At 31.6% G+C, this 25339-nt stretch carries 23 protein-coding genes; 11 read left to right on the top strand and 12 right to left on the bottom strand.

Annotated features, from left to right (window positions below; all coding sequences use genetic code 11):
- Nucleotide 1 precedes the first annotated feature (1 nt).
- A complete protein-coding gene (locus BM549_RS09380) occupies nt 2-499 on the top strand; it encodes a DUF192 domain-containing protein (RefSeq protein ID WP_290470023.1) in 498 nt (165 codons plus the stop codon).
- Between the two features lies 1 nt (nt 500).
- On the top strand, nt 501-1352 hold the full coding sequence (locus BM549_RS09375) for an alpha/beta fold hydrolase (protein ID WP_290470022.1): 852 nt from the start codon (nt 501-503) through the stop codon (nt 1350-1352).
- Nucleotides 1353-1527: 175 nt separating this feature from the next.
- Here BM549_RS09375 and secDF read toward each other — a convergent pair whose 3' ends face one another.
- From secDF to BM549_RS09335, 8 genes are all read right to left on the bottom strand, one after another.
- Nucleotides 1528-4545 carry a protein translocase subunit SecDF gene (secDF, locus tag BM549_RS09370; protein WP_290470021.1) on the bottom strand — a complete coding sequence of 1006 codons (3018 nt, stop codon included), beginning with the start codon at nt 4543-4545 and terminating at the stop codon, nt 1528-1530.
- Between the two features lie 150 nt (nt 4546-4695).
- On the bottom strand, nt 4696-5289 hold the full coding sequence (locus tag BM549_RS09365; protein WP_290470020.1) for a hypothetical protein: 594 nt from the start codon (nt 5287-5289) through the stop codon (nt 4696-4698).
- A 138-nt stretch (nt 5290-5427) separates the two neighbouring features.
- Nucleotides 5428-6078, bottom strand: a complete 651-nt coding sequence (locus BM549_RS09360) for a DUF4412 domain-containing protein (protein ID WP_290470019.1) — start codon at nt 6076-6078, stop codon at nt 5428-5430.
- A 98-nt stretch (nt 6079-6176) separates the two neighbouring features.
- Nucleotides 6177-7103, bottom strand: a complete 927-nt coding sequence (locus tag BM549_RS09355) for a malate dehydrogenase (protein ID WP_290470018.1) — start codon at nt 7101-7103, stop codon at nt 6177-6179.
- Between the two features lie 85 nt (nt 7104-7188).
- Nucleotides 7189-8202: a DUF6588 family protein gene (locus BM549_RS09350; protein WP_290470017.1), complete on the bottom strand. Its 1014-nt coding sequence runs from the start codon at nt 8200-8202 to the stop codon at nt 7189-7191.
- 96 nt (nt 8203-8298) lie between these two features.
- A complete protein-coding gene (gyrB, locus tag BM549_RS09345) occupies nt 8299-10248 on the bottom strand; it encodes a DNA topoisomerase (ATP-hydrolyzing) subunit B (protein ID WP_290470016.1) in 1950 nt (649 codons plus the stop codon).
- Between the two features lie 288 nt (nt 10249-10536).
- On the bottom strand, nt 10537-12210 hold the full coding sequence (asnB, locus tag BM549_RS09340; protein WP_290470015.1) for an asparagine synthase B: 1674 nt from the start codon (nt 12208-12210) through the stop codon (nt 10537-10539).
- Nucleotides 12211-12436: 226 nt separating this feature from the next.
- On the bottom strand, nt 12437-13066 hold the full coding sequence (locus tag BM549_RS09335) for a 7-carboxy-7-deazaguanine synthase QueE (protein ID WP_290470014.1): 630 nt from the start codon (nt 13064-13066) through the stop codon (nt 12437-12439).
- A 108-nt stretch (nt 13067-13174) separates the two neighbouring features.
- Between BM549_RS09335 and BM549_RS09330 the strand changes: the two genes are divergently transcribed.
- The 8 genes from BM549_RS09330 to BM549_RS09295 all read left to right on the top strand — a co-directional run bounded on the left by BM549_RS09330 (nt 13175) and on the right by BM549_RS09295 (nt 19734).
- The gene (locus BM549_RS09330; RefSeq protein WP_290470013.1) at nt 13175-13873 is read left to right on the top strand and encodes a hypothetical protein; all 699 of its coding nucleotides are present in this window, start codon (nt 13175-13177) and stop codon (nt 13871-13873) included.
- Nucleotides 13874-13974: 101 nt separating this feature from the next.
- On the top strand, nt 13975-15513 hold the full coding sequence (locus BM549_RS09325; RefSeq protein ID WP_290470012.1) for a helicase HerA-like domain-containing protein: 1539 nt from the start codon (nt 13975-13977) through the stop codon (nt 15511-15513).
- Between the two features lie 65 nt (nt 15514-15578).
- On the top strand, nt 15579-16130 hold the full coding sequence (locus BM549_RS09320) for a hypothetical protein (protein ID WP_290470011.1): 552 nt from the start codon (nt 15579-15581) through the stop codon (nt 16128-16130).
- A 158-nt stretch (nt 16131-16288) separates the two neighbouring features.
- On the top strand, nt 16289-17263 hold the full coding sequence (locus tag BM549_RS09315; protein WP_290470010.1) for a YitT family protein: 975 nt from the start codon (nt 16289-16291) through the stop codon (nt 17261-17263).
- A gap of 15 nt (nt 17264-17278) precedes the next feature.
- Nucleotides 17279-17647 carry a cupin domain-containing protein gene (locus BM549_RS09310; protein WP_013869003.1) on the top strand — a complete coding sequence of 123 codons (369 nt, stop codon included), beginning with the start codon at nt 17279-17281 and terminating at the stop codon, nt 17645-17647.
- Nucleotides 17648-18475 (top strand): alpha/beta hydrolase, encoded by an 828-nt coding sequence (locus BM549_RS09305; RefSeq protein ID WP_290470009.1) that lies wholly within the window; start codon nt 17648-17650, stop codon nt 18473-18475.
- An 18-nt stretch (nt 18476-18493) separates the two neighbouring features.
- Complete coding sequence (gene rluF, locus BM549_RS09300; protein WP_290470008.1) at nt 18494-19279, top strand: 23S rRNA pseudouridine(2604) synthase RluF; 786 nt, start codon at nt 18494-18496, stop codon at nt 19277-19279.
- Between the two features lie 23 nt (nt 19280-19302).
- Nucleotides 19303-19734: a VOC family protein gene (locus BM549_RS09295; RefSeq protein WP_290470007.1), complete on the top strand. Its 432-nt coding sequence runs from the start codon at nt 19303-19305 to the stop codon at nt 19732-19734.
- Here the strand turns inward: BM549_RS09295 and BM549_RS09290 are convergent.
- From BM549_RS09290 to BM549_RS09275, 4 genes are all read right to left on the bottom strand, one after another.
- Nucleotides 19727-20422 carry a TIGR02206 family membrane protein gene (locus BM549_RS09290; protein WP_290470006.1) on the bottom strand — a complete coding sequence of 232 codons (696 nt, stop codon included), beginning with the start codon at nt 20420-20422 and terminating at the stop codon, nt 19727-19729. The two genes, BM549_RS09295 and BM549_RS09290, sit on opposite strands and share 8 nt — an antisense overlap.
- A gap of 35 nt (nt 20423-20457) precedes the next feature.
- Complete coding sequence (locus BM549_RS09285) at nt 20458-21339, bottom strand: bifunctional 5,10-methylenetetrahydrofolate dehydrogenase/5,10-methenyltetrahydrofolate cyclohydrolase (RefSeq protein WP_013869008.1); 882 nt, start codon at nt 21337-21339, stop codon at nt 20458-20460.
- A gap of 133 nt (nt 21340-21472) precedes the next feature.
- The gene (ffh, locus tag BM549_RS09280) at nt 21473-22801 is read right to left on the bottom strand and encodes a signal recognition particle protein (RefSeq protein ID WP_290470005.1); all 1329 of its coding nucleotides are present in this window, start codon (nt 22799-22801) and stop codon (nt 21473-21475) included.
- 199 nt (nt 22802-23000) lie between these two features.
- Nucleotides 23001-24689 (bottom strand): hypothetical protein, encoded by a 1689-nt coding sequence (locus BM549_RS09275; RefSeq protein WP_290470004.1) that lies wholly within the window; start codon nt 24687-24689, stop codon nt 23001-23003.
- Nucleotides 24690-24810: 121 nt separating this feature from the next.
- Between BM549_RS09275 and BM549_RS09270 the strand changes: the two genes are divergently transcribed.
- Nucleotides 24811-25326 (top strand): sigma-70 family RNA polymerase sigma factor, encoded by a 516-nt coding sequence (locus tag BM549_RS09270; protein ID WP_290470003.1) that lies wholly within the window; start codon nt 24811-24813, stop codon nt 25324-25326.
- Nucleotides 25327-25339 lie beyond the last annotated feature (13 nt).

Raw genomic sequence — 25339 nt, 5'->3', positions numbered from 1 at the left:
AATGAGAATTTTTAAAATATTACTTTTAAGCTGTTTTGCTCTATCTACAATTGTAGCTTGTAAAAGTGAACCCAAAACAGTTAAACAAGCCAAAGTTACTTTCTCTAAAGAAGGAGAATTAACACTTTACAAAAGTGATAGCGATACAATTATAGCAAAATTAGATATTGAAATTGCTAAAACAGATTTTGAAATACAAACAGGGTTAATGTATAGAGATAGCATGAAAGAAAACCAAGGCATGCTGTTTGTTTTTAATGAAATAAGAGAGCGTAATTTTTACATGAAAAACACACGCTTTCCTTTAGATTTAATTTTCTTAGACCATAATAAAAAAGTCGTTAGTTTTCAAGAAAACGCACAACCTTTAGACGAGCGTTCTCTACCATCTAATGCATTAGCTCAATTTGTTTTAGAGGTAAATGCAGGACTTTGCGAAAAATGGTTTTTAGAGGTTGGTGATACAATGGATTATTTTGAATATAAATTAGTACGATAAATTGAAACAGTTTGTTGTAGAAATAGAGTCGAGTAAAAACCATTCTGTTTCTATAACTCAATTTGTTCCTGTATCTAGCAATAACAAAAGCATTGTAATCTCATCTGCAACCGGTGTTTTACAATCGTTCTATTTTAAATTTGCCGAGCATTTTTGCTCATTAGGCTTTACTGTTTATACTTTTGATTATTCTGGTATTGGCTTATCTAAAAAAACAAGCTTAAAAAATAACACTTGCGATTTATACGATTGGGCTAATAACCAAGCCGATGTTTTAAAATTTGCTAAATCGCAAAACACTTTACACTCTATTACTTTAATTACACATAGTATTGGCGGACAACTTATAGCGTTTAACAAACATATTTCGCTTGTTTCTAATATTATTACTGTTGGGTCGCAATCTGGCTATTGGAAATTATTTAGTGGCTTAGGCAAACTAAAAATGTTTTTATACTGGTATTTGGTTATTCCTGCCACTACGCCTTTATTTGGTTACTTTCCTGCTAAAAAGTTATTGCTTTTTGAAAACTTACCTAAACAGGTTGTATACCAATGGCGCAGTTGGGGAATTAAAAAGAGTTATTTTTTAGATGTTGCCACAACAAAAGCCTTATATGTAAGTAGCATTAAATGCCCGTTATTAGTTTTAAGTTTTCCTAATGATGGTTTTGCTCCTAGAAAAACGGTAGATTGGTTAGCTCATGTTTTTAAATATGCTAAAGTAGATAGGCAGCATATTATACCTAGTGATTTAAATATTGAAGATGTTGGCCATTTTGGTTTTTTTAGAACACGTTTTGCTAATTCACTTTGGGTTAATACAAACCGTTGGATTGAGAGAAACACTTAGGCTAGCCCGCGTTAAGGATGGAGCAATTGTTGGAGCTCATTTTTAATAGCGACTTGCGAGAGCCTGACCAAGACATGCTTGCTGGCTTGGTAACGCCCAAACCATTATTTTTAATGTATAAAAAAAGCCTTTTAGTTTAAAACTAAAAGGCTTTTTTATTGTTTAAGGTTTTAGATTAAGCTTTTGCTTGGTCTAATTCTTCTTCTTGTACTTTGTTTTTTAAAGCATCTGTTGCATCTCCTTTTTTAACACTATCGTACATGATTGGTGTTGCGATAAATAAAGATGAATATGTACCTACTATTACACCTACTATTAATGCAAACATGAAACCTCTAATAGATTCTCCACCAAAAATAAAGATGGCTAATAATACTACTAATGTAGTTAAAGAGGTGTTTAATGTTCTACTTAATGTAGAGCTTAAAGATTTGTCTATTACTCTATCGAAATCCCAGTCTGTGTGCTCGTTAAAGAATTCACGAATTCTATCGAATACAACTACGGTATCATTTAATGAGTAACCAATTACTGTAAGTATGGCTGCTATAAATGCTTGATCTATTTCCATTGAGAATGGCATAAACTTGTATGTTAGTGAGAATACTCCTAATACGATTAATACATCGTGGAATACTGCTGCTACTGCACCAAGTGAGAATTGCCATCTTTTAAAACGGAATAAAATGTATAGGAATACTACAATTAAAGATCCTAAAACGGCCCAGAAAGATGCCTTTTTAATATCGTCTGCAATTGTTGGACTTACTTTATACTTTTTCATTAGTCCTGCTGTTTTACCTTCGGCATTACTAATAAATGTTGCATAATCCATACCGTTTAAGTGTGGTTGTAAAGCATTAAATAAAGTTTGACGCATTTCTTCGTCTGCTTCTTCTGTTGCTTCATCAATTCTATGCTTTGTTGTAATTTTTAACTGGTTGTCTTCACCAAATGTTTTAGCATCTGCACTACCAAATACTGCTGCGTCTGATAATGTTGCTGTAATTTCTGATGCGCTTACTGGCTGGTCAAAACGTACTTGGTACGTTCTACCTCCAACAAAATCTACACCTTCGTCTAAACCATTTGTAAATAATGATGCTAAACTTCCTACAATTAATACTGCAGAGATAATGTAGGCTGTTTTACGTTTCTTTAAGAAGGCTATATTAATGTTTCTAAATAAGTTTTTAGTAATTCCTGTTGAGAAATCTAACTTACCTCCTTTGTTTGCATACCAGTCTACTAATAACCTTGTAATAAAGATTGCTGTAAATAATGATGTACCTATACCTATTAATAATGTAGTTGCAAAACCTTTAATTGGTCCTGTACCAAATATAAATAATATTAGTGCTGTTAATCCTGTTGTAATGTTTGCATCTAAAATTGAAGATAATGCATTACTAAATCCATCTTTTATTGCAGATTTTTGGTCTTTACCTTTTGCTAACTCTTCTCTAATACGCTCGAAAATAAGTACGTTTGCATCTACCGACATACCAATTGTTAATACAATACCAGCGATACCAGGTAATGTTAATACAGCACCAATTCCAGATAATACTCCAAAAATTAATAAGATGTTTAATAACATTGCAATGTCTGCAAATAAACCTGCTTTACCGTAGTAAAAGAACATCCATATTAAAACTAATGCTAAAGCAATACCAAAAGACATTGTACCACTATCTATCGCTTCTTGACCTAATGTTGGTCCTACCTCATCACTTTGAATAATTGTTGCCTTAGCTGGTAATTTACCAGCACGTAAAACGTTTGCTAAATCTATTGCTTCGTTTACTGTAAAGTCTCCTGAAATTTGAGAACTTCCTCCTGCAATTGGTCCATTATTAATACCTGGTGCAGAATATACTAAGTTATCAAGTACAATAGCAATTTGGCTTCTTTCTTTATAAGCCTTAGTTGTCATTTCTTCCCAAATTCTTGATCCCTTTGCATCCATTTGCATAGAAACAACTACTTGGTTCGCTAAGTTATAATCTTGTCTTGCATCATCTATACTACCGCTTAATGGTGGTACATTATCTCTATTACCTTGTAACGCATATAATGCTACTAATTCACTGTCTTTTTCTGGCTTACCAAATACAAATTTAGCTTCTTTAGCATTTGCAGGTAAAAGTGATTTTATCTCAGGACGATTTAAGATATCTAATACTTTTTGTTTGTCTGTAATATTAAACATTCCAAGTATTGGACCTCCTTGGTATCCAGGACCTTTAACTAAATCTAAAAATGGGTTAACTACCGTTGTAGTTTCATCTGTTTCACCAGTTAAATCTCCAATTAAATCATCGGCTTCTTCTGCTTCGTCTGCTGCTACTGCTGTAGAGTCTGTAGCTGTACTTGCTGCTTCTTGTTCGTTTTTTAAGAAAGCGTTTACATCACTCATATATTGATATAAACCATCTGCTTTCATAGCAAACCAAAACTCTAATTGTGCTGTTCCTGTTATTAATGCTTTTGCACGCTCTACATCTTTAACACCTGGTAATTCTACTAAAATTCTACCAGAAGTTCCTAAACGTTGAATGTTTGGAGATGCTACACCAAATTGGTCAATACGTGTACGTAATACTTGTAATGCAGAGTTTATTGACTCATCAATTTTTCTTGTAATTACTCTTTTTACGTCTTCTTCTGAAGAGTCCATTCTTATTTCATCTTCTAAAGAACGTGTTGCAAAAATGTCTGGAGATGATAATTTTTTATCTCCTTTTATAGCATCAAATGATGTATAAAAATCTTCAATATAATCGTTTTGAGAATTTTTTTGAAGCTCGTCTGCATCTTCTAAAGCTTTATTAAATACAGGATCTTTACTGTTATTAGCTAATCCTTTTAAGATATCTTTTACAGATACTTGTAAGATAGCCTCTAAACCACCTTTAAGGTCAAGACCTAACTTCATTGAGTTTTCTTTAACCTCTGCATAAGTGCTTCCCATGAATACACTTTCTTTTGAAGATGCTAATGAATCTAAATAGCTTACTTCTAAGGCTTTTCTTTTGTTTTTAAAATCTTCTACGGAAGCATCTATTTTTGATGCTGCGAATTGTTCGGCATCAGACTCTATAATATTGTTTCCAAATGAGAAAGACAATTGATAGATACTTACCAAACCGAATAAAATAGCAAATAATATTACTAATCCTTTGTTTTGCATGATTGTGTTAATTTGTAGTCAAAATAAACGTTTTTAGCTTGCAAATTATGCATTGCTATTTTATTTTGACCTTTGTTTTATTAAATGTTGAAATGAATTTTGCTCATTTTTGGTTTAAAAAATAAGCGCTTTTTAAATTAAAATAACCTGTTAGCAGATTGGTCCAGCACGAACCTCAGGTATTTTGTATGAGTAATTATCTATTGCACTGGCAACAGATTTATTAATTTTATACGCAACTTTAACTAAATTAGTTGTTTCGTTGTTTACAATATTTACACAATATAAAACAACATTAGGATTGTAGAACCTAACATATTCTTGTTTTAACTCGAATACAAATTTATCACCAATGCCTGAAGTAGAATCGTTTGCTTTTAAAATTTCATAAACATCAAGATTGTACGTTTTTTTATCTTGATTTAATGGTGTTTCTCCATCTTTAGTACTTTCTACATCTATAGTGTTTGATAGCGCTGCTTCTACATTTGCTGTGTTTGTAATACTAAGGTAAGTGATTTTTAAAGTTCCGTTTTTTAATTCTCGAACTTGAATATGTTTAGCACCAACACTTTTTAACTGTTGTTTTACAGTTAAAAGCGCCTCTTGCTTTTCACTTACATCTATTTTATTGTTAGAGAACTGAAGTAAGACTTCTTGATTTGGTACAACGCTTTGCTCTTGCGACATCCCTAATACCGCAAAAACAATTATTAAAGCACTTATGTACCATTTTATCTTCATGCGCCAAATATAGAAAAATAATGGTGTTTTGTACTAAAAACTCTTAATAAAAAAATACTTTAAAGTCTTACTATATAATTGTTTTAAACAAAAAAAAAGAGCAACATTTCTGTTGCTCTTTTTTAGTAATATTATTTATTACTGCTTTCTTTCTTCGTAACCTTCTGGAGGCGTCATATCAAATTTATCAGCCGAAACAGATTCTTTTTTGATATCTGTAACTTCGTTAAGGATAGTCATTTTTGATCCTCCTTGATCCATTGTCATTTTAAAGTACAATGGAAACCCTTCAACTTTTTGAGAAAAACCTGCTGTTTGTTGAGAGTAAGCATTTATTGCTTTAGTTGCAAATATTTCCATATCCATACTTTGCCCACCTTGAGTCATTGTTACAACGTATTGATCACAATCGTAACCTAATATTGTTTTTGTCTCTGTACCTTTTTTTACAATAACACCTTCTAAATCTTCTTCAGAATCTTTAATTTCAGATTTTGAATACATTTTTCCGGCCATAGGATTATTCATTAAAATCATAAGCTCTTTAGCTTCATTATCTGCAATTGTAATAACTTCACCAGTCATTGGGTTGTTAGTTTCATTACGAGATTTAAGGCCTTTAAAATATGTTGTAGATTCTAAGTCTCCTACCATAGCTAATTGAGCATTCATTTGCTCATTGTCACTTGACATTGTCATTTTACTAACTAAAACACCTTCAGCTAATTTTTCTTGTGCAAAAGCGTTAAAGCTAATGGCTACTAATAAAATAAGTACTAATTTTTTCATTGTTTAAATTTTATTGATTATAGTATATTTTTTTGTTACTCTATACAAATAGGCAATTACCTTGCCACAAGTATTTAAACAACAAAATGTGTTAATTATTAAAGCTCTAAAAGACCGTTTGTTTTCTTAACACCTTCAGCAGATTCTGATAGTTTTTCTTTTTCAGCATCTGTTAAACTTATTTCTACAATTTCTTCAATTCCGTTAGCACCTAATACACAAGGTACTCCAATTGATAAATCGTTTAAACCAAATTCTCCATCTAATAATGCAGAACATGGGAATATTTTTTTAGTATCGCAAGCAATTGCTTGCACCATAGCTGATACTGCTGCTCCTGGAGCATACCATGCAGATGTACCTAATAAACCTGTAAGTGTTGCGCCTCCAACTTTAGTATCTTGTACAACTTGATCCATACGTTCTTCTGATAGAAACTCTGAAACTTTCACACTGTTTCTTGCTGCTTTACCAATTAAAGGCACCATACCTTTATCGCTATGTCCACCAATTACCATTCCGTCTACATCACTAATAGGTGCTCCTAAAGCTTCTGCTAAACGGTATTTGAAACGTGCTGAGTCTAATGCTCCACCCATTCCAATAATTCTGTTTTTTGGTAAGTTTGTTGTTTTATGTACTAAATACGTCATTGTATCCATTGGGTTAGATACTACAATGATTATTGTATTTGGAGAATGCTCGATTAAACTAGCAGATACAGATTTTACAATTCCTGCATTGATACCTATTAACTCTTCACGAGTCATACCTGGTTTTCTAGGAATTCCAGAAGTAATTACACAAACATCAGATCCTGCTGTTTTAGAATAATCATTAGTACTTCCTGTTATTTTTGTATCGAAACTATTTAATGAAGCAGTTTGCATTAAATCCATTGCTTTACCTTCGGCAAAACCTTCTTTAATATCTAAAATTACAACTTCGCTAGCGAAATCTTTAATTGCAATATACTCTGCACAACTTGCTCCTACTGCTCCTGCTCCAACTACTGTTACTTTCATTTGTTTTTTATATTTTTAGTTTGTGTATAATTTTAAGATTCAAATTTACAACTTTTGCATCAAAAATTAGCTTAATATTAGACTTTTAAAAGCTGAAATTCATTCCTAAAGATGCACTATTAAAATCTGCAATTGTATAAGCTGCATTTAAACCAAAAAATCCTAATTTTAAGTTTGCTCCTAAAGTTGCAGTTACACCTTTTGTGTCTGATTCTATTGTGAAAGGATCTACGATATCTTCTGAAAAGAAAACACCATCTGAAACTGTATAAGTTCCTAATAAACTTGTTTCATTTTCTCCAGTAATATAACCTACAGCGCCAAAGAAATTAACAATTTTTAAACGTGTACCTACTATGGCCTGAAACAAAAGTGTGTTAGTTTCTGTCTCTACTCTTTGGTTTTCTCCTGCTACACTGCTTGAGCTTGTAAAATCGTAACTTCCATCTAAATGCGTATAGGCTACTAAACCAGAGATGGTTATTGGTAGTACTTTATCTGCTGGTAATAATTCTGTAAAATCTTGTTGCAACCCTAAGCCATATAATCCTACTTTTACATCTTCTGTTTCTACTTTAGGAAAAAAACGTCCTTTAATTTGCGTGCCTTTAAATGGCGAAAAACTAGCTTGTAAAAATACTGTAGGTATTAAATTTACGTTTTGAGAACCTATTCCTGTAGGTAATTCGAACTCTTGTTCTTGATCACCAAAAATAGGATCATCGTAAGTTATTATTACTGTTTGCGGCGGATCGTTATGACCTAATGCTGTTGCAACACTTTTACTTGGACTATTATCTGGAAAACGAATATTCTCGTAATCACTAACGTTTAAAACAAATTGTTTGTCTTCATCATTTATAAATGTTGCATTACCTATTACAGATAGCTCAAACCCAAAACGCTTTGGTGTTTTTGCATTATTAAACCAACCATTATTAATACCATAAGCAACACCATCGTTTGCTGGCTTTATATAATTTGTTGAAAATCGCTTAGCATCATCTATACCAGCTGCTAATAAATCGTCTATATTTTCTTGTGCATTACTGCTAAAAGTTAACACTATAGCAATAAGAACGAATCCAATTTTTTTCATGTTTTATTTTTTTTAAGATTTGGTACTTTTACATATAAACGTAAAAACACCTTCAATAGTTTACTGAAGGTGTTTTTTAGTATTTAGTATTTATAGTTACGCATCAATATTGGCATAAATAGCATTTTTCTCTATAAACTCACGACGTGGCGGCACTTCGTCTCCCATTAACATTGAGAATACACGATCTGCTTCTACTCCATTATCTATATGAATTTGACGTAATGTTCTAAATTCAGGATTCATTGTTGTATCCCAAAGTTGTTCTGCATTCATCTCTCCAAGACCTTTGTAACGTTGAATTTTTGAAGATTCTCCAAACTCTTGCATTATAGCTTTACGTTCTTCATCATTCCACGCATACTGCTTTTTGGCTCCTTTTTTAATTAAATATAAAGGTGGCGTTGCAATGTAAATATGCCCGTTTTCAATTAATTCTTTCATATAACGGAAGAAGAATGTTAAAATAAGTGTTTCAATGTGAGAACCATCAATATCGGCATCACACATAATTACTATTTTATGGTATCTTAATTTTGAAAGGTTTAAGGCTTTACTATCTTCTTCAGTACCAATGGTTACACCTAAAGCTGTGAAAATGTTTTTAATTTCTTCATTTTCAAATACTTTATGCGTCATTGCTTTTTCAACATTAAGAATTTTACCACGTAATGGTAAAATGGCTTGAAATGCTCTATCTCGACCTTGTTTTGCTGTACCACCTGCAGAATCTCCCTCGACAAGGTATACTTCACATTTTGCAGGATCTTGCTCTGAACAGTCTGATAATTTTCCAGGTAAACCACCTATACTCATTACTGTTTTACGCTGTACCATTTCACGTGCTTTTTGAGCGGCGTGACGTGCTTGTGCTGCAAGTATTACTTTTTGTACAATGGTTTTAGCATCTTCTGGGTTTTCTTCTAAATAATCTGATAACATCTCTGAAACAGATTGACTTACTGCTGCAGAAACTTCACGGTTTCCTAATTTAGTTTTTGTTTGCCCTTCAAATTGTGGTTCTTGAACTTTAACAGATACAATTGCTGTTAGTCCTTCACGAAAATCGTCTCCTGCAATATCAAACTTTAACTTGTCTAACATTCCAGACTCGTCTGCATACTTTTTAAGTGTATGTGTTAAACCACGTCTAAAACCAGAAAGGTGTGTACCACCTTCGTGTGTATTAATATTATTTACATAAGAGTGAAGATTTTCGGCATAACTAGTATTATATACCATGGCAACCTCAACTGGTACTCCATTTTTTTCACCTTCAAAAGAAATTACATCTTTCATTAAAGGTTCTCTTGTTGCATCTAAAAATTTGATAAATTCTTTTAATCCTTCTTCTGAATGGAATGTTTCACCTTCGTAAGAACCATCTTCTTTTTTACTTCTTTTGTCTATTAAATGTACTGTAATACCTTTATTTAAATACGCTAATTCACGCATTCTACTTGCTAAAGTATCGTAGTTATACTCTAATGTTTGAGTAAATATTGTTGGGTCTGGTTTAAAAGTTACTATTGTACCTCTTTTATCTGTCTCACCAATGGCTTTTACTGGATATAAAGATTTACCTCGTTCGTATTCTTGTTCCCAAATTTTTCCGTTTCTATAAACTGTTGCTGTTAAGTGTTCTGATAATGCATTTACACAACTTACACCAACACCGTGAAGACCACCAGATACTTTGTAAGAATCTTTATCGAATTTTCCACCGGCACCAATTTTAGTCATTACAACCTCAAGTGCAGAAATGCCTTCTTTTTTATGTAAATCTACAGGAATACCACGACCATCATCTTCTGTTGTAATCGAGTTATCCTCGTTAATTGTTACTGTAATATTATCACAATGTCCAGCTAAAGCCTCATCGATTGAGTTATCTACTACTTCATATACTAAATGGTGCAAACCACGTACACCAACATCTCCAATATACATAGAAGGACGCATACGTACGTGCTCCATTCCTTCTAATGCCTGAATACTATCGGCCGAATAATTGTGTTTGTTAAACTCTTCTTTTTTATCGCTCATATAGATATTATATTTCTTAAATTAATTTTCAGAGTCAAAAAAACTGAATTTTTGACGACAAACAAATATACGAAAACATTAAGCTTATTTAACACCGTTTAACGGATTTACGTGTTTTTTATTAACAATTGTTGATTTCTTAAAAGTTGCTTAAATCGCTTATAAAGTACCTTAAATTGGATTTTAACCCGTGTAAAACGATTTGTTTTTTAAGTAAAACAAAAAAACCTCGCAAATGCGAGGTTTTAAAGCTAAAAATCTTATATAATGATATCTAAAAAAGCTTTATTACGTTGTCGCATATGATTTATCATGAACGTTTGCTATTGCTCTACCAGAAGGTTCGTTCATGTTTTTAAATGCTTCATCCCATTCTAAAGCTATTGCTGTGCTACATGCCACACTAGCTTCTTGTGGTACACTTTTAGCTGCTGCATCACTCGGGAAGTGACTTTCGAAAATAGAACGGTAATAAAACTCCTCTTTATTGCTTGGTGTTTGTATTGGGAAACGGAATTTTGCATTTTCCATTTGCTCATCACTTACTTCTTTTTCTACAATTTCCTTTAAAGTATCTATCCAACTGTAACCAACACCATCGCTAAATTGTTCTTTTTGTCTCCATGCTACACTTTCTGGTAACATATCTTCGAATGCTTTACGGATTACCCATTTCTCCATACGCTCTCCATTAATCATTTTATCTTGTGGGTTGATGCTCATGGCAACGTCCATAAATTCTTTATCTAAAAATGGTACACGACCTTCAATTCCCCAAGCCGCTAAACTTTTGTTCGCTCTTAAGCAATCGTACATGTGTAACTTATCTAACTTACGTACTGTTTCTTCATGAAATTCTTTTGCATTGGGCGCTTTATGAAAATATAGGTAACCTCCAAAAATCTCATCTGCTCCTTCTCCAGATAATACCATTTTTATACCCATAGATTTAATAACTCTAGCCATTAAATACATTGGTGTACTTGAACGTATTGTTGTTATATCATAAGTTTCGATGTTATAAATAACATCTTTAATAGCATCTAAACCTTCTTGAATTGTAAATTTAATTTCATGGTGAACTGTCCCAATATGGTCTGCTACTTTTTGTGCTGCAGCTAAATCTGGCGAACCTTCTAATCCTACCGAAAAACTATGTAATTGAGGATACCAAGCATCAGATTGATCATCACTTTCAATACGTTTTTGTGCATATTTTTTTGCTATTGCAGATGTTACTGAAGAATCTAAACCACCTGAAAGTAAAACACCATAAGGTACATCACTCATTAATTGCCTGTGTACTGCTGCTTCTAAAGCATCTTTTACTTTTTTAATACTGTCTGAATCTACATCTTTTACTGCATCATAGTCTCTCCAGTCTCTTTTATACCATTGTACAAACTCTCCATCTTTACTAGACATATAATGTCCAGGTGGGAATAATTCTATTTTTGAACACGTTCCTTCAAGTGCTTTAAGCTCTGAAGCGACATAAAAAGTTCCATTTTGATCCCAACCTATATATAAAGGAATAATACCCATATGATCTCGAGCAATAAAGTACTCGTCTTTTTCTGTATCGTAAATTGCAAAACCAAAAATCCCATTCATATCATCTACAAAATCGACACCTTTTTCTTGGTATAAAGCTAAAATTATCTCACAATCGCTTTCAGTTTGAAAGTCGTAATCTGGATACTGCTTTCTAAGCTCTCTGTGATTGTAAATCTCTCCGTTTGCTGCTAAAATCAATTTTTTATCAGGACTGAATAATGGTTGTTTTCCAGAAGCTGGATCTACAATAGCCAAACGCTCGTGTGCTAAAATAGCTTTATCATCGCTATAAATACCAGACCAGTCTGGTCCACGATGACGAATAGTTTTAGACATTTCTAAAACCTGAGGTCTTAAATCTTCACTTTTTTGTTTAAGGTCGAAAGCACATACAATTCCACACATAATTTTATATATTTTTTAAATTCTTTAATTCTAATTGATATAGCAAATATTAGCTTTATGTTTAAATATTAAAACATTAAACCTAATAACGCTTACAAATTAAAACTTAATTTAAAATATTTTGTAAAATATAAAACTTCAATATACAAAATAACAACTGTGAACTACAAATTGTTAAGTTTAGTACTTTAAAACAAAAAAGCCTTCAAAATTGAAGGCTGTTTTTTTAAGGTATGTTTAAATATTTGTGAGTTTGCAAGGATACTTTCCATTTAGGATTTTCCATTACATAATCTACAATCATTGGTACTACTTTATCTCTTTTACTCCATTCTGGCTGTAAGTATAATATACAATCGCCATTTACTTTTTCGGCTTGTTCTTCTGCAAAGCGAAAATCATCTTTATTATAAATAATACATTTAAGTTCGTTTGCTTTATCGTAAACACCTTGAGTAGGTAGTTTCATTTTTTTTGGAGATAGACAAATCCAATCCCATTCACCAGTTAACTCATAAGCTCCAGAGGTTTCAATATGAATACTCATACCTTCAGCTTTTAACTGTTTTGTAAGCACAGTCATATCCCATGTTAATGGTTCGCCACCAGTAACAACAATTGTTTTACTGTATTGCTTTGCATTAGCAACTATTTTTTCTGTCTCTGTTGGTGGATGCAATTGTGCTATCCAACTTTCTTTCACATCACACCAATGGCAACCAACATCGCAACCACCAATTCTTACAAAATAAGCAGCTGTACCTTTATGGAAGCCTTCACCTTGTATGGTATAAAACTCTTCCATTAACGGTAACATTTTACCTTGATTTACTAAATCTTGAACTTCTTGCGTCATAGCTTGCAAAGATACATTACACTAGACTTTTAAGTCTTAAATTTTTCTAATTATTTTTTATATTTTTGTACACATAACAAATAAAAACTCCCTCAATTTTATTATTTAATGGCACAAAAAACATTAATTACACTAATTATCGTTCTTTTTTATTCTTCAATTATTTATTCTCAGGTTGGTATTGGTACCACAAATCCTGATGATGGTTCTTCCTTGCAAATCGATAGTACCACAGGCGCATTTGTACCGCCTAGAATGACTACAGAAGAAATGAATTTAATTAACACACCTCTAGATGGTGCTCTAATTTTTAATACAACTTTAAATGCCCATTGTGTTTTTAAAAACAGTAATTGGTCTAGCTTAAGTAATAGCTCGATTATTTTAAATAAAAGCTTTTCAAACGGTAACAGTGCATTGTTAACACCAGATAACACTTATGTAGATTTCCCAATTGGTAGTGATGATGTTATTGCTACAAACCCAAATGCCTATGAGGTTGTTAGTGATGGAAATGTAAAAATAAAAGAGGCAGGTAATTACTTGTTTAGCGCATCGCTTTCTACCTCAAACATGCCAAGTGGAAATAAAAAATACATTTTAGCAATTGAAATTAATGGCAACTTAGTTGGGTATTTATCGAGAGGCTACTCGTCTTTACCAAGTACTAATTATTGGGGAACCAGCGGAAATATTATGTATCCGGTTTCTGAAAATGACACTGTTACATTTCGTTATGTTTTAAATAATGGCAACAGTTCATTACATGCTAAATTTATTAATTTAGGAATTAGTAAACTTAACTAGTTTTCTAAAAATTACAGTCTATAAAATGATTACCTAATCGCTAAAAAGCTTATTTTTTTCTTCTTTATTTTTCATGTATTTTTATCCAAAATTATATTAGCATGAGCAGACAAGAAGAATTCTTTAAACACATTATAGACGGCAATACAACAAAAGGTGAATTTATAACTTTAGGTTCTGCAATGCTTGACGGCGAGACTATAAAAGATGCTTTTGTAAAAATACCTTTAAAAACCATGAATCGACATGGTTTAATAGCTGGAGCCACAGGAACTGGAAAAACAAAAACTTTACAAGTTTTAGCCGAAAACTTAAGTGAGAAAGGTGTTCCTGTTTTGTTAATGGATATTAAAGGAGATCTAAGTGGTTTAGCTCAACCAAGTCCTGGCCATGAAAAAATAGATGAACGTCATGCTAAAATAGGATTAGACTTTAATGCTAAAGGATTTCCTGTAGAAATAATGTCCCTATCAGAACAAGATGGCGTAAGACTTAGAGCAACTATAAGTGAATTTGGTCCTGTATTATTATCTAGAATTTTAGACCTCACTAATACACAATCTGGTGTAGTTGCAGTAATTTTTAAATATTGTGATGACAATAAATTACCACTTTTAGATTTAAAAGACTTCAAAAAAATTCTGCAATATTGTACAAACGAAGGTAAAGAAGAATTTAAAGAAGAATATGGAAGAATCTCTTCTGCCTCAACCGGTGCTATTTTAAGAAAAGTAATTGAAATTGAACAACAAGGCGGCGATTTATTTTTTGGAGAAAAAAGCTTTGATGTTGAAGATTTAATGAGAACTACAAGAGATTCGCGTGGTTATATAAATATTATTCGCTTAACAGATATTCAAGACAGACCAAAACTATTTTCAACTTTCATGCTTAGTCTTTTAGCCGAAATTTATGAAACTTTACCAGAACAAGGCGATTCTGGAAAACCAGAATTGGTAATGTTTATAGATGAAGCACATTTAATATTTAATGAAGCATCAAAAGCATTATTAAACCAAATAGAAAGCATTGTAAAATTAATTCGTAGTAAAGGCGTTGGTTTATACTTTGTAACCCAAAACCCAACAGATGTTCCTGAAGGTGTTTTAAGCCAATTAGGTTTAAAAATCCAGCATGCATTACGTGCATTTACTGCAAAAGACAGGAAAGCTATAAAATTAGCTGCACAAAATTATCCAGATACAGAATATTATGATACTGCCGAAATACTAACAGCTTTAGGTACCGGTGAAGCTTTAGTATCTGCTTTAGATGAAAAAGGGCGTCCAACTCCATTAGCTGCTACAATGATGCGAGCACCAATGAGTCGTATGGATATTTTAACTCCTACAGAATTACAAAATTTAATAGACGATTCTAAATTGGCTTTAAAATATAACGAAACAATAGATAGAGAAAGTGCTTACGAAATGCTCAATAAGAAAATAGAAAAAGCTGAAGAAGCTAAAGCAAAACTAGAAGCTAAAGAAGAAAAGGAAAAAGCTGACGCTAAAGCAAAAAAAGCCTCTAGTCGTACCACAACAAGAAGACGAAGCACTGCACAAAACCCAATTATAAAAGTACTAACTAGCGCAACATTTATACGTAGTGTATTTGGTATTTTAAAGAAGGTAATATAACGTATAAAAAAATAAAACAATTACATAACTAAATAGTTTTCTAAAAAAAGAAAACAAAAAAATTCATGAAAAAAACAATTTTTGCCCTACTAACAGTTTCAATAGTATTAACCTCATGTAAAAACGAAGTCGATCCTTTTTCAGTCTCTAAACAAAACATTGGTTTATTAACAGATTCTACACAAGTAAAAGATTTAGAAACTATATATGCTAACGATTCTATAGTTAAAAATATCGCTGGAGACGAGTTTTTAGGTAATGTTAATGATATACAAATTTTTGAAAAGGGAGGAAAAAAATTATTAGAATTATCACCTGCAGAAGCTTTAGATTCTACCTCAACAATAAGCAACATTAAAATTTTAGATAGTAGATTTAAAACCGAAAAAGGAGTAAATATCTTAAGTACATTTAATGACATTAAATCTAATTATAAAATATCTAGCATTCAAAACACACTTAAAAATGTTGTTGTTTTTGTAAATGAAAACAATACATTTTTTACAATTAGTAAAGAGGAATTACCTGCCGAATTACGTTTTGATATGTCTAAAAAAATTGAAGAAGCTAATATTCCAGATACTGCAAAAATTAAATATTTTATGGTTGGTTGGTAAGCTTTTTTTTTACAAAAAGTAGCATTATAAAATACGAGTACTAACACATTTATAAAAATTAAAATCAATAAATAAACAAATTTAAAATCACACTATATAGTAGATATTGTTTGTTTTTTTGTGGTTTTAGTTTTTTAATTGAAACTAAAAAAATAATAATGAATCCACTTTTTAGTAAATTTCTAGTAGACGTCGCTCGTAAAAGAATAGAAGGAAAACAACAAAAAAAACAGCCTATAACAGAGCTACAAATTGCGCCAGTAGTAAACAACTTAAAAGTTGAAATTATTCACGCCGTTAAAGAATTTGTATTTATAATTATTGGTGTCTTTTCGGCAGGATTTGGACTAAACGGATTCTTACTTCCAAATAAATTTATAGATGGTGGCGCAACAGGTATTTCACTTTTAATTCAAAATATAACAGGTTTACCATTAAGTTTATTACTACTATTAGTTAATGCGCCTTTTTTAATTTTAGCAACAAAAACTATAAGTAGAAAGTTTGCCTTAAAAAGCATTATTGCAATTGCTTTATTAGCCATTGTTGTGCATTCTGTAAATTACCCAACAATTACAGATGATAAATTACTAATCTCAATTTTTGGCGGCTTTTTTTTAGGCCTTGGAATAGGAATGGCTATGCGTGGCGGAAGTGTTATTGATGGCACCGAGGTTTTAGCAATATTTTTAAGCAGAAAACTATCTCTAACTATAGGTGATGTGTTGTTATTAATAAATATAATAATCTTTTCTGCTGGAGCTTACGTATTATCTATAGAAACTGCACTTTATGCTATTTTAACCTATTTAGCTGCTGCTAAAACTATAGATTTTGTTGTAGATGGCGTTGAAGAGTATGTTGGTGTTACTATTATCTCTAAACATCATGAAGCCATGAGATTAATGATAACTAACAAACTAGAGCGCGCCTGTACTATTTATGCAGGAAAAGGTGGTTATGAAAGCAGTACAAATGGTACAGATAAAGATATTATTTACACCATAGTAACTAGGCTAGAATTAGCAAAACTTAATACAGAAATTGATAAAATAGATAAAAATGCTTTTATTATAATGGGAATAGTAAAAGATTTAAGAGGCGGAATGATTAAAAAGAAACCTTTAAAATAACAAATGAATAAGACTATGAAAAAGAAAAACTTTACAATACAAAACAGTCCTTTTGTTGTACCTACAACAGATGGTAAATTAATAGAAGAACATTTTGGCCAAGCAACAGATGGTAATAAAGACATTAGCATTGCACATATGGTTGCTCCTGCTGGCTGGAGCGAACCATTTCAAACACCAGAATTTGATGAATATACCTATATTATTAAAGGCAAAAAGCAATTTATTATTGATGGCGAAGAAATAGTTTTAGAAGCTGGACAGTCTATTAAAATTGAAAAAAACACAAGAGTACAATATTCAAACCCATTTACAATAGCCTGCGAGTATATTGCAATTTGCAAACCAGCATTTTCTATGGATTTGGTAAACAGAGAAGAATAAATGGCTAATACAATAGTAAAAATTATTGGTGGATCTTTAAACGCACTTAGTTTATTTGCTCCACAATACGCTTCAGAAAAAGCATTAGATTTATTTGCAACACCACGACAAGGCCGCATTTCTGAAAAACAAAAAACGTTTTTAAATACAGCCAAAACTTTTCAACTAAAACATGATGGTTTAAATATTACAACTTACCAATGGCAAGGTGAAGGTAAAACTATTTTACTAGCTCATGGATGGGAAAGCAACTCACACCGCTGGCAGGTTTTAATTGAAAAACTTCAGCAATTAAACTATAATGTAATTTCTATAGATGCTCCTGCACATGGTGCTTCTACAGGAAAACAATTTAATGCCATTTTATATTCTGAATGTATACATGTTGTAGCACAACATTATAAACCTCAAATAATTATTGGACATTCGGTTGGTGGTATGTCTACTGGGTTTTACCAACACACTTACCAAAATAAAACTTTAGAAAAACTGGTTTTATTAGGTGCACCATCAGAATTTACAGGCGTTTTTAAACGCTATGTAGACATGATGGGATATAATAGAAAAATAGAAAAAGGCTTAAACGATCTCGTTGTAAAACGCTATAACAAGGAACCTTCTCATTTTTCTTTAGCTAATTTTGCAAAAAAAATTGAGACTAAAACCCTTTTAATTCATGATGTTGAAGATAAAATTATTCCACATAGCGATGCAGAATTAATTGCTAAACACCATAAAAATGTGGAGTTTATTTCTACAAAAGGTTATGGTCATGGTTTACGAAATGAGGTTGTTAATAACCATGTTATCGATTTCATCCAATCTTAAATTGTATTTTTGCTTTCTATGGAAGAAAAACTAACAAGACTTAATAAATATCTTAGTGAAGCTGGATATTGTTCGCGACGTGAAGCCGATAGGTTAATTGATGCTGGTCGTGTAACAATAAATGGCACTGTGCCAGAATTAGGCACTAAAGTTGGAGAAAATGATGTTGTTGAAGTTGATGGCAAATCTATTACAGAAAGAAAAACAGATTTTGTTTACCTTGCTTTTAACAAACCTGTTGGCATAGTATGTACTACAGATACACGTGTTGAAAAAGATAATATTATAGATTTTATAAAATACCCAAAACGTATTTTCCCTATTGGTAGGCTAGATAAACCTAGTGAAGGTTTAATTTTTTTAACAGATGATGGTGATATTGTAAACAAAATTCTACGTGCTAGTAATAATCATGAAAAAGAATATATTGTTACAGTAGATAAACCTATTTCGCAAACCTTTATTAAACGTATGGCTGGCGGTATTTATCTTGAAGATTTAGATAAAACAACCAAAAAGTGTACTGTTCGCAAAATAGATTCTCAAACATTTAGTATAATACTAACTCAAGGTTTAAACAGGCAAATTAGACGTATGTGTGAGTATTTAACTTATGAAGTTACATCGCTTAAACGTGTTCGAATTATGAATATTAAACTTGATGTACCTATTGGTGAATACAGAGAATTTACCGCTGAAGAATTAAAGACCTTAAATTTACTTTTAGAAGATTCTGATAAAAATTATTCTGAAACTACACCTACTAAAAAGATTCATAAAATAAACAGAAGAAAACCTAATTAATCCTGAAATAAAACCTAAAGTTTATGTCTAAAATATCTCCTTTTCATATTGCTATTCCTGTACATAATTTAGATGCTTGTCGTGATTTTTATAAAAACATACTTAATTGTGAAGAAGGCAGAAGTAGCGACCATTGGGTAGATTTTAATTTTTTTGGGCATCAATTAGTTATACATTACAAAGCTAAATCTACAATAAAAGATGAAGAAGATGCTTCTAATCCTGTAGACGGTAAGCACGTACCAATACCGCATTACGGTGTTGTTTTGCCTTGGGAAACTTTTCACGCTTTAGCTGAAGATTTAAAACAGAAAAACATTGAATTTGTTATAGAACCGTATATTAGGTTTGAAGGTTTAGTTGGAGAACAAGCTACAATGTTTTTTAAAGATCCTTCTGGCAATGCTTTAGAATTTAAAGCCTTTAAAGACATGAATCAATTATTTGCTAAATAGTTCCTTTTTTAAATTTTCCAGATAAATAAAATGGTAAATAAATTAGTAAAAAATAAGGCAAAATAATTATTTCTACTACCAATAAATATATTGGCCAATCACCTAAATAATCTAATAATGAAGCCGATTTTGGCTTTTCATTTAAATAAGAATAATTTCCGCCTAAAGTATAATTAATTCCAAACATTAAAAGCATATATAATTGTAATGCTAGAAAAGATTTAAATACACTTTTAAACTTAGGTCGCATATTTAAAACAAAGGTTGCATAAAATATAATGACTAATAAGCCCAAATGCGCAATCCAATATCTTAAATATGCAAAATTTGGAAATCCATTAGAAACGTCTGGTGTAATTACAGCTTGACTTGTTCCTGCTATAATCCAAAATAATAATATTTCATAGAGCCAATATTTTCTTGAGTGTGTAAAAGTAAATATAAACAGTGCCATGAAACTGCACAAGTACAATGGCAAGTCTGTTACAATACTATAACCACCTTTAAAATAGGCGTACAAATGATATATTAATACAGTAAGCGATACAAAAACACCTAAGCTTTTAAATACGGTAATTTGCTGTTGCTTGTTTAGTTTTTTATTAGAAAAAACAATTAAGTATAACGCAATTATTACGGCAATAAGTATAGGTACTATATGCTCGAGGCTTCCAATAGTAACCTGCAAAGCTGTAAGTGCATTAGTAAAAAACACCTTAAAAATTATCTTAATCTATGTTGCTCTCTTGCTAGTAATGTGTTTTTAAGTAGCATAGCAATTGTCATTGGTCCTACTCCACCTGGAACTGGCGTAATAAAACTTGCTTTTTTACTAACATTTTCAAAATCTACATCTCCCGTAATTACATAACCTTTTGGGTGAGACTCATCTGCAACTCTTGTAATTCCAACATCTATAATTACAGCATCATCTTTTACCATTTCGGCCTTTAGAAAGTTTGGTACACCTAATGCCGAAATAATAATATCTGCCTGAGATGTTATTTGTGTAATATTTTTTGTGTGACTGTGTGTAAGTGTTACTGTAGAGTTTCCTGGGAATCCTTTACGTCCCATTAAAATACTCATTGGGCGACCTACAATATGCGAACGACCAATTACTACAGTATGCTTTCCTTTTGTAGAAACATCGTAACGGTCTAAAAGTTCAAGAATACCAAATGGTGTTGCAGGAATAAAGGTAGACATATCTAATGCCATTTTTCCAAAATTCATTGGGTGAAAACCATCAACATCTTTTTCTGGATTTACTGCCATTAATACTTTTTGTGTATCAATTTGTGGTGGTAATGGTAACTGAATTATAAAACCATCGATATCATCATCATTATTTAAGTCTTCAATTTTATCTAATAATTCTATTTCACTTGTTGTATTAGATAAACGCACCATTGTAGACTCGAAACCAACGCGCTCGCAAGCACGAACTTTACTACCAACATACGTTAAACTGGCACCATCATTACCAACGATTACTGCTGCTAAATGCGGCACTTTTTCGTTGTTAGCTTTCATTTTATCAACTTCGGCTTTGATTTCTTCTTTTATATCGTTGCTAATTTTTTTACCGTCTAAAATTGTCATAGTATCTTAATGGTTTCTATGCTAGGTTTTAAATTTTAAAACCGTTGCTAATTTGTTTATTTATAATGTGAGCTCTAATTTAATTTTCGAGTTCGGGTTTGTTTTATTTTTATTGTAAACAAAAAAACATGAGTTACCTCATGTTTTTCATTGCATTCATCATTGCTTTTCCTTTTCCGCCTTGCATCATTTTCATCATTTTGCTCATTTGGTCAAACTGCTTTAGTAATTGATTTACTTGTTGCACAGATGTTCCTGAACCTTTTCCTATTCGTTTTTTTCTACTGGCGTTTATAATTGCTGGATTTGTTCTTTCTTTCACGGTCATAGAATGTATTATTGCTTCTATGTGTTTAAAGGCATCATCGTCTATGTCTATATCTTTCATCATTTTTCCTGCTCCAGGAATCATGCCTACAAGATCTTTCATATTACCCATTTTCTTAATTTGCTGAATTTGCTTTAAGAAATCATCAAACCCAAATTGGTTTTTGGCTATCTTCTTTTGCAGTTTTCTTGCTTCTTGCTCATCAAACTGTTCTTGGGCTCTTTCTACTAAAGATACAACATCTCCCATTCCAAGAATACGATCTGCCATACGTGAAGGATAAAATATATCTATCGCTTCCATTTTTTCTCCTGTACCAATAAACTTAATTGGTTTATTTACTACAGATTTAATAGAGATTGCTGCACCACCACGTGTATCACCATCTAATTTGGTAAGTATTACACCGTCAAAATTTAAAACATCGTTAAATGCTTTTGCTGTATTTACAGCATCTTGACCTGTCATAGAATCGACTACAAATAGTGTTTCTTGTGGTTGAATTGCCGTGTGAATATTTGATATCTCGGTCATCATGGCTTGGTCTACTGCAAGACGACCAGCGGTATCAATTATTACAACATTGTGACCATTTTGTTTTGCGTGTGCAATACCTGCTTGTGCAATTGCAACAGGATCTGTATTACCTTTATCGCTATAAACATCTACCTTTATTTGATCTCCAACTACATGTAATTGGTCTACGGCTGCTGGTCTATAAACATCACAGGCAACTAATAAAGGTTTTTTAGTTTTTTTACTTTTTAAGAAGTTTGCTAGTTTACCAGAAAATGTTGTTTTACCAGAACCTTGTAATCCAGACATAAGTATTACGGTTGGTGTACCAGAAAGGTTAATACCTTCGGCATCACCACCCATAAGCTCGGTTAATTCGTCTTTAACGATTTTAACCATTAATTGCCCTGGTTGTAAGGTTGTTAATACGTTAGCTCCTAAAGCTTTTTCCTTTACACGGTTTGTAAAATCTTTAGCTATTTTAAAGTTAACATCGGCATCTAAAAGTGCACGACGAACTTCTTTTAAAGTTTCGGCAACATTTACTTCTGTAATGCTTCCGTGACCTTTTAGTACGTGTAGCGCTTTATCTAACTTTTCACTTAAATTATTAAACATAGTCTTTTAGTATTCTATAATCAGGTTGCAGTAGGCAGCCTGACGCGTTCTTAAGATTCGCAAATTTAATAATTTGAAGTGTATTTATAAAGTTTAAGAAGATATAATATTAACAAAAAAAGAGCGACCAAAAATGGCAGCTCTTTTTACTTAAAAACTAACTAAAAAAAGTAATTATGGCATTACTTTAATTTTTAAATTAATTACAATCTTTTTCTAAAACTAATTCGTTCCCGTTATTACTAACATCGTGAAATATCATTTGGTTTGCAGTACATTCTACTACTATGTATTCTCCTTCTATAATTTGTACATTTCCTCCTGTTATATTAGATAAGTTAACAATTACTTCTCCGCTTCCTGTTTGAGAGGTTGTCCATTGTCCTGTATAATTTTCGTTAGTAGATTCTATTATCATTTCTTGATTTGCATTAAAGCTAATATTAAAAATACTAAAACTAGAATCTCCTGCGTAATTGGTTATTGTCCATTCGCAATCGTTTAATATTGCATCTACATCTTGCTCTGTACACATACCATTATCTATACAATCTTGCTCTATAACCATGGTATTATTTTCTTGATTCATTTCTAAACGGTCTGGGTCACATTCTGTTATTAACCAGTTTCCAGAAATGGCTTGAATATTTGGACCATTTACACTATTAAAGGTTACCCAAACACCATCGTTTGTTTCACTAGTTGACCATGTTGATGTTATGGTTTGACCGTTTGCTGTTATTAATAATGTTCCATTACTATTAAAATCTAGGTTGTAAACAATTAAATCGTCACTACCATTATAGTTAACCACATTCCAAATACATGCTACTAAATAATTATCTACATCAACTTCTGTACATGATGAAACGCAACTTTCTACCAATAAATTTATTTGATAAGTCTGGAAAGTTCCATCTTCTAGTAATTCTACTCTTGCATAGTATGTATTGCTTAATGTGGCATTAAAATAGACTACTGTTAATGGATTTACTGCTGTTTGAGCGTCTACAATTGTTTCATGATAAGTGACTATAACATTGTCGTTTAAACAGTCTTGGTATATAGACTCTAAATTATATTCTCCAAAACCAGTAGTATCGCATTCTACTATTTCAAGATCTTGAAAACAGTTAAAAGGAGTTTCATTTTCATCATCATCTTCCCAATCGTAATCATCATCTTCATCGCAATCGTCTTCGGCTTCATTTATTATAATTTCGAGTTCTTGATTACTATTTACTTCAACTGTATTACCATTGCTTAAAACCATAGTAATTGGAAAGTTTAAACTTGCTAAAACGCCATTTTCTAAATTATCTATAAAATTATATAAAGCTGCGTCATTTTCTATCTCTACTGTTTCTGTAATTTGAAAATCTGCATTATAAATTGAAAATGTAATTGGGTATTGAAAATCGATACACTCTATATCATCATCATTTTCATTTTCTCCAGCACAATCTGAAATAAAAGCTTCTAATTCTGTTTCATTTGCTATTTCAATCTCTTCGTAGTTATTTAATGTTATTACTATAGGAAATAAAAATTCTATTGTATCATCATCTGTAGTAAATTCATTAAACAGTGTTTCAATCACTTCAAAATCTGTTTCATTTTCTACAATAACTTCTACGCCATTAACCGTAATTGTTACTGGTAAATTAATTAAAATACAATTTGCACTATCTAGTATATTATCTATAGAACCATCAAGTGTAGCTGTATTTTGTAATAAGATAGCTAGGTTAGAGTTTTGTGTAATTGTTTCTTGATCGTTAGGCGAAGAAATTTGGGTAATTTCATCTTGACATGAAAGAAAACAACATAAAATTGCAACTAAAACGGCAACATATTTTAAAGTATTTTTAATTAAGCTTATAATCATAATCTTGTTAATTTTAAAGTTTGTTTGCTTTCTACTATTTACTGCTAAAACAATTTACTTTAAAAAATTCCTAACTCTGTATTTGTTTTTTTTTACATTTAGAACGTATTAAAAATATAATATGCCAAAAAAGCTACATGATAATATATGTGATGAATTTAGATTTAATGCTTTATTTAAAAAGCACTCTAAAGATTTATATAATTTCTTGTATTATAAGTTTGGAGACCATTTAAACCCAAAAGATAAAACACAAGATGCTTTTATTAAACTTTGGGAAAATTGTAAAAAAGTTAGTCCAGAAAAAGCAAAAAGTTACCTATTTACTATTGCTAATAATTTAATGTTAAATGAAGCAAAGCATTATAAAATAGTTTTAAAACATCAAAAAATAAAACCGAAACACCATACTAACGAGTCTCCAGAATTTGTATTAGAAGAAAAACAATACCTTGAAAAATTACAAATAGCACTTAGTAAATTAACCGATGCACAACGTACTGCTTTTATGATGAATCGTGTTGAAGGTAAAAAACATAAAGAAATTGCAGACCTATTAGGAATAAGTAGAAAAGCTGTAGAAAAACGCATTTATGGTGCGCTAAAAAAACTTAGAGAAGATATAAACGAATTATAATACTAAGTTATTA

It is taken from the genome of Lacinutrix sp. MedPE-SW, assembly GCF_001874145.1.
Classification (GTDB): Bacteria; Bacteroidota; Bacteroidia; order Flavobacteriales; family Flavobacteriaceae; genus Lacinutrix.
Note: the sequence above shows the minus strand (reverse complement) of the source record. Positions and strands in the feature narration are given on the sequence as shown.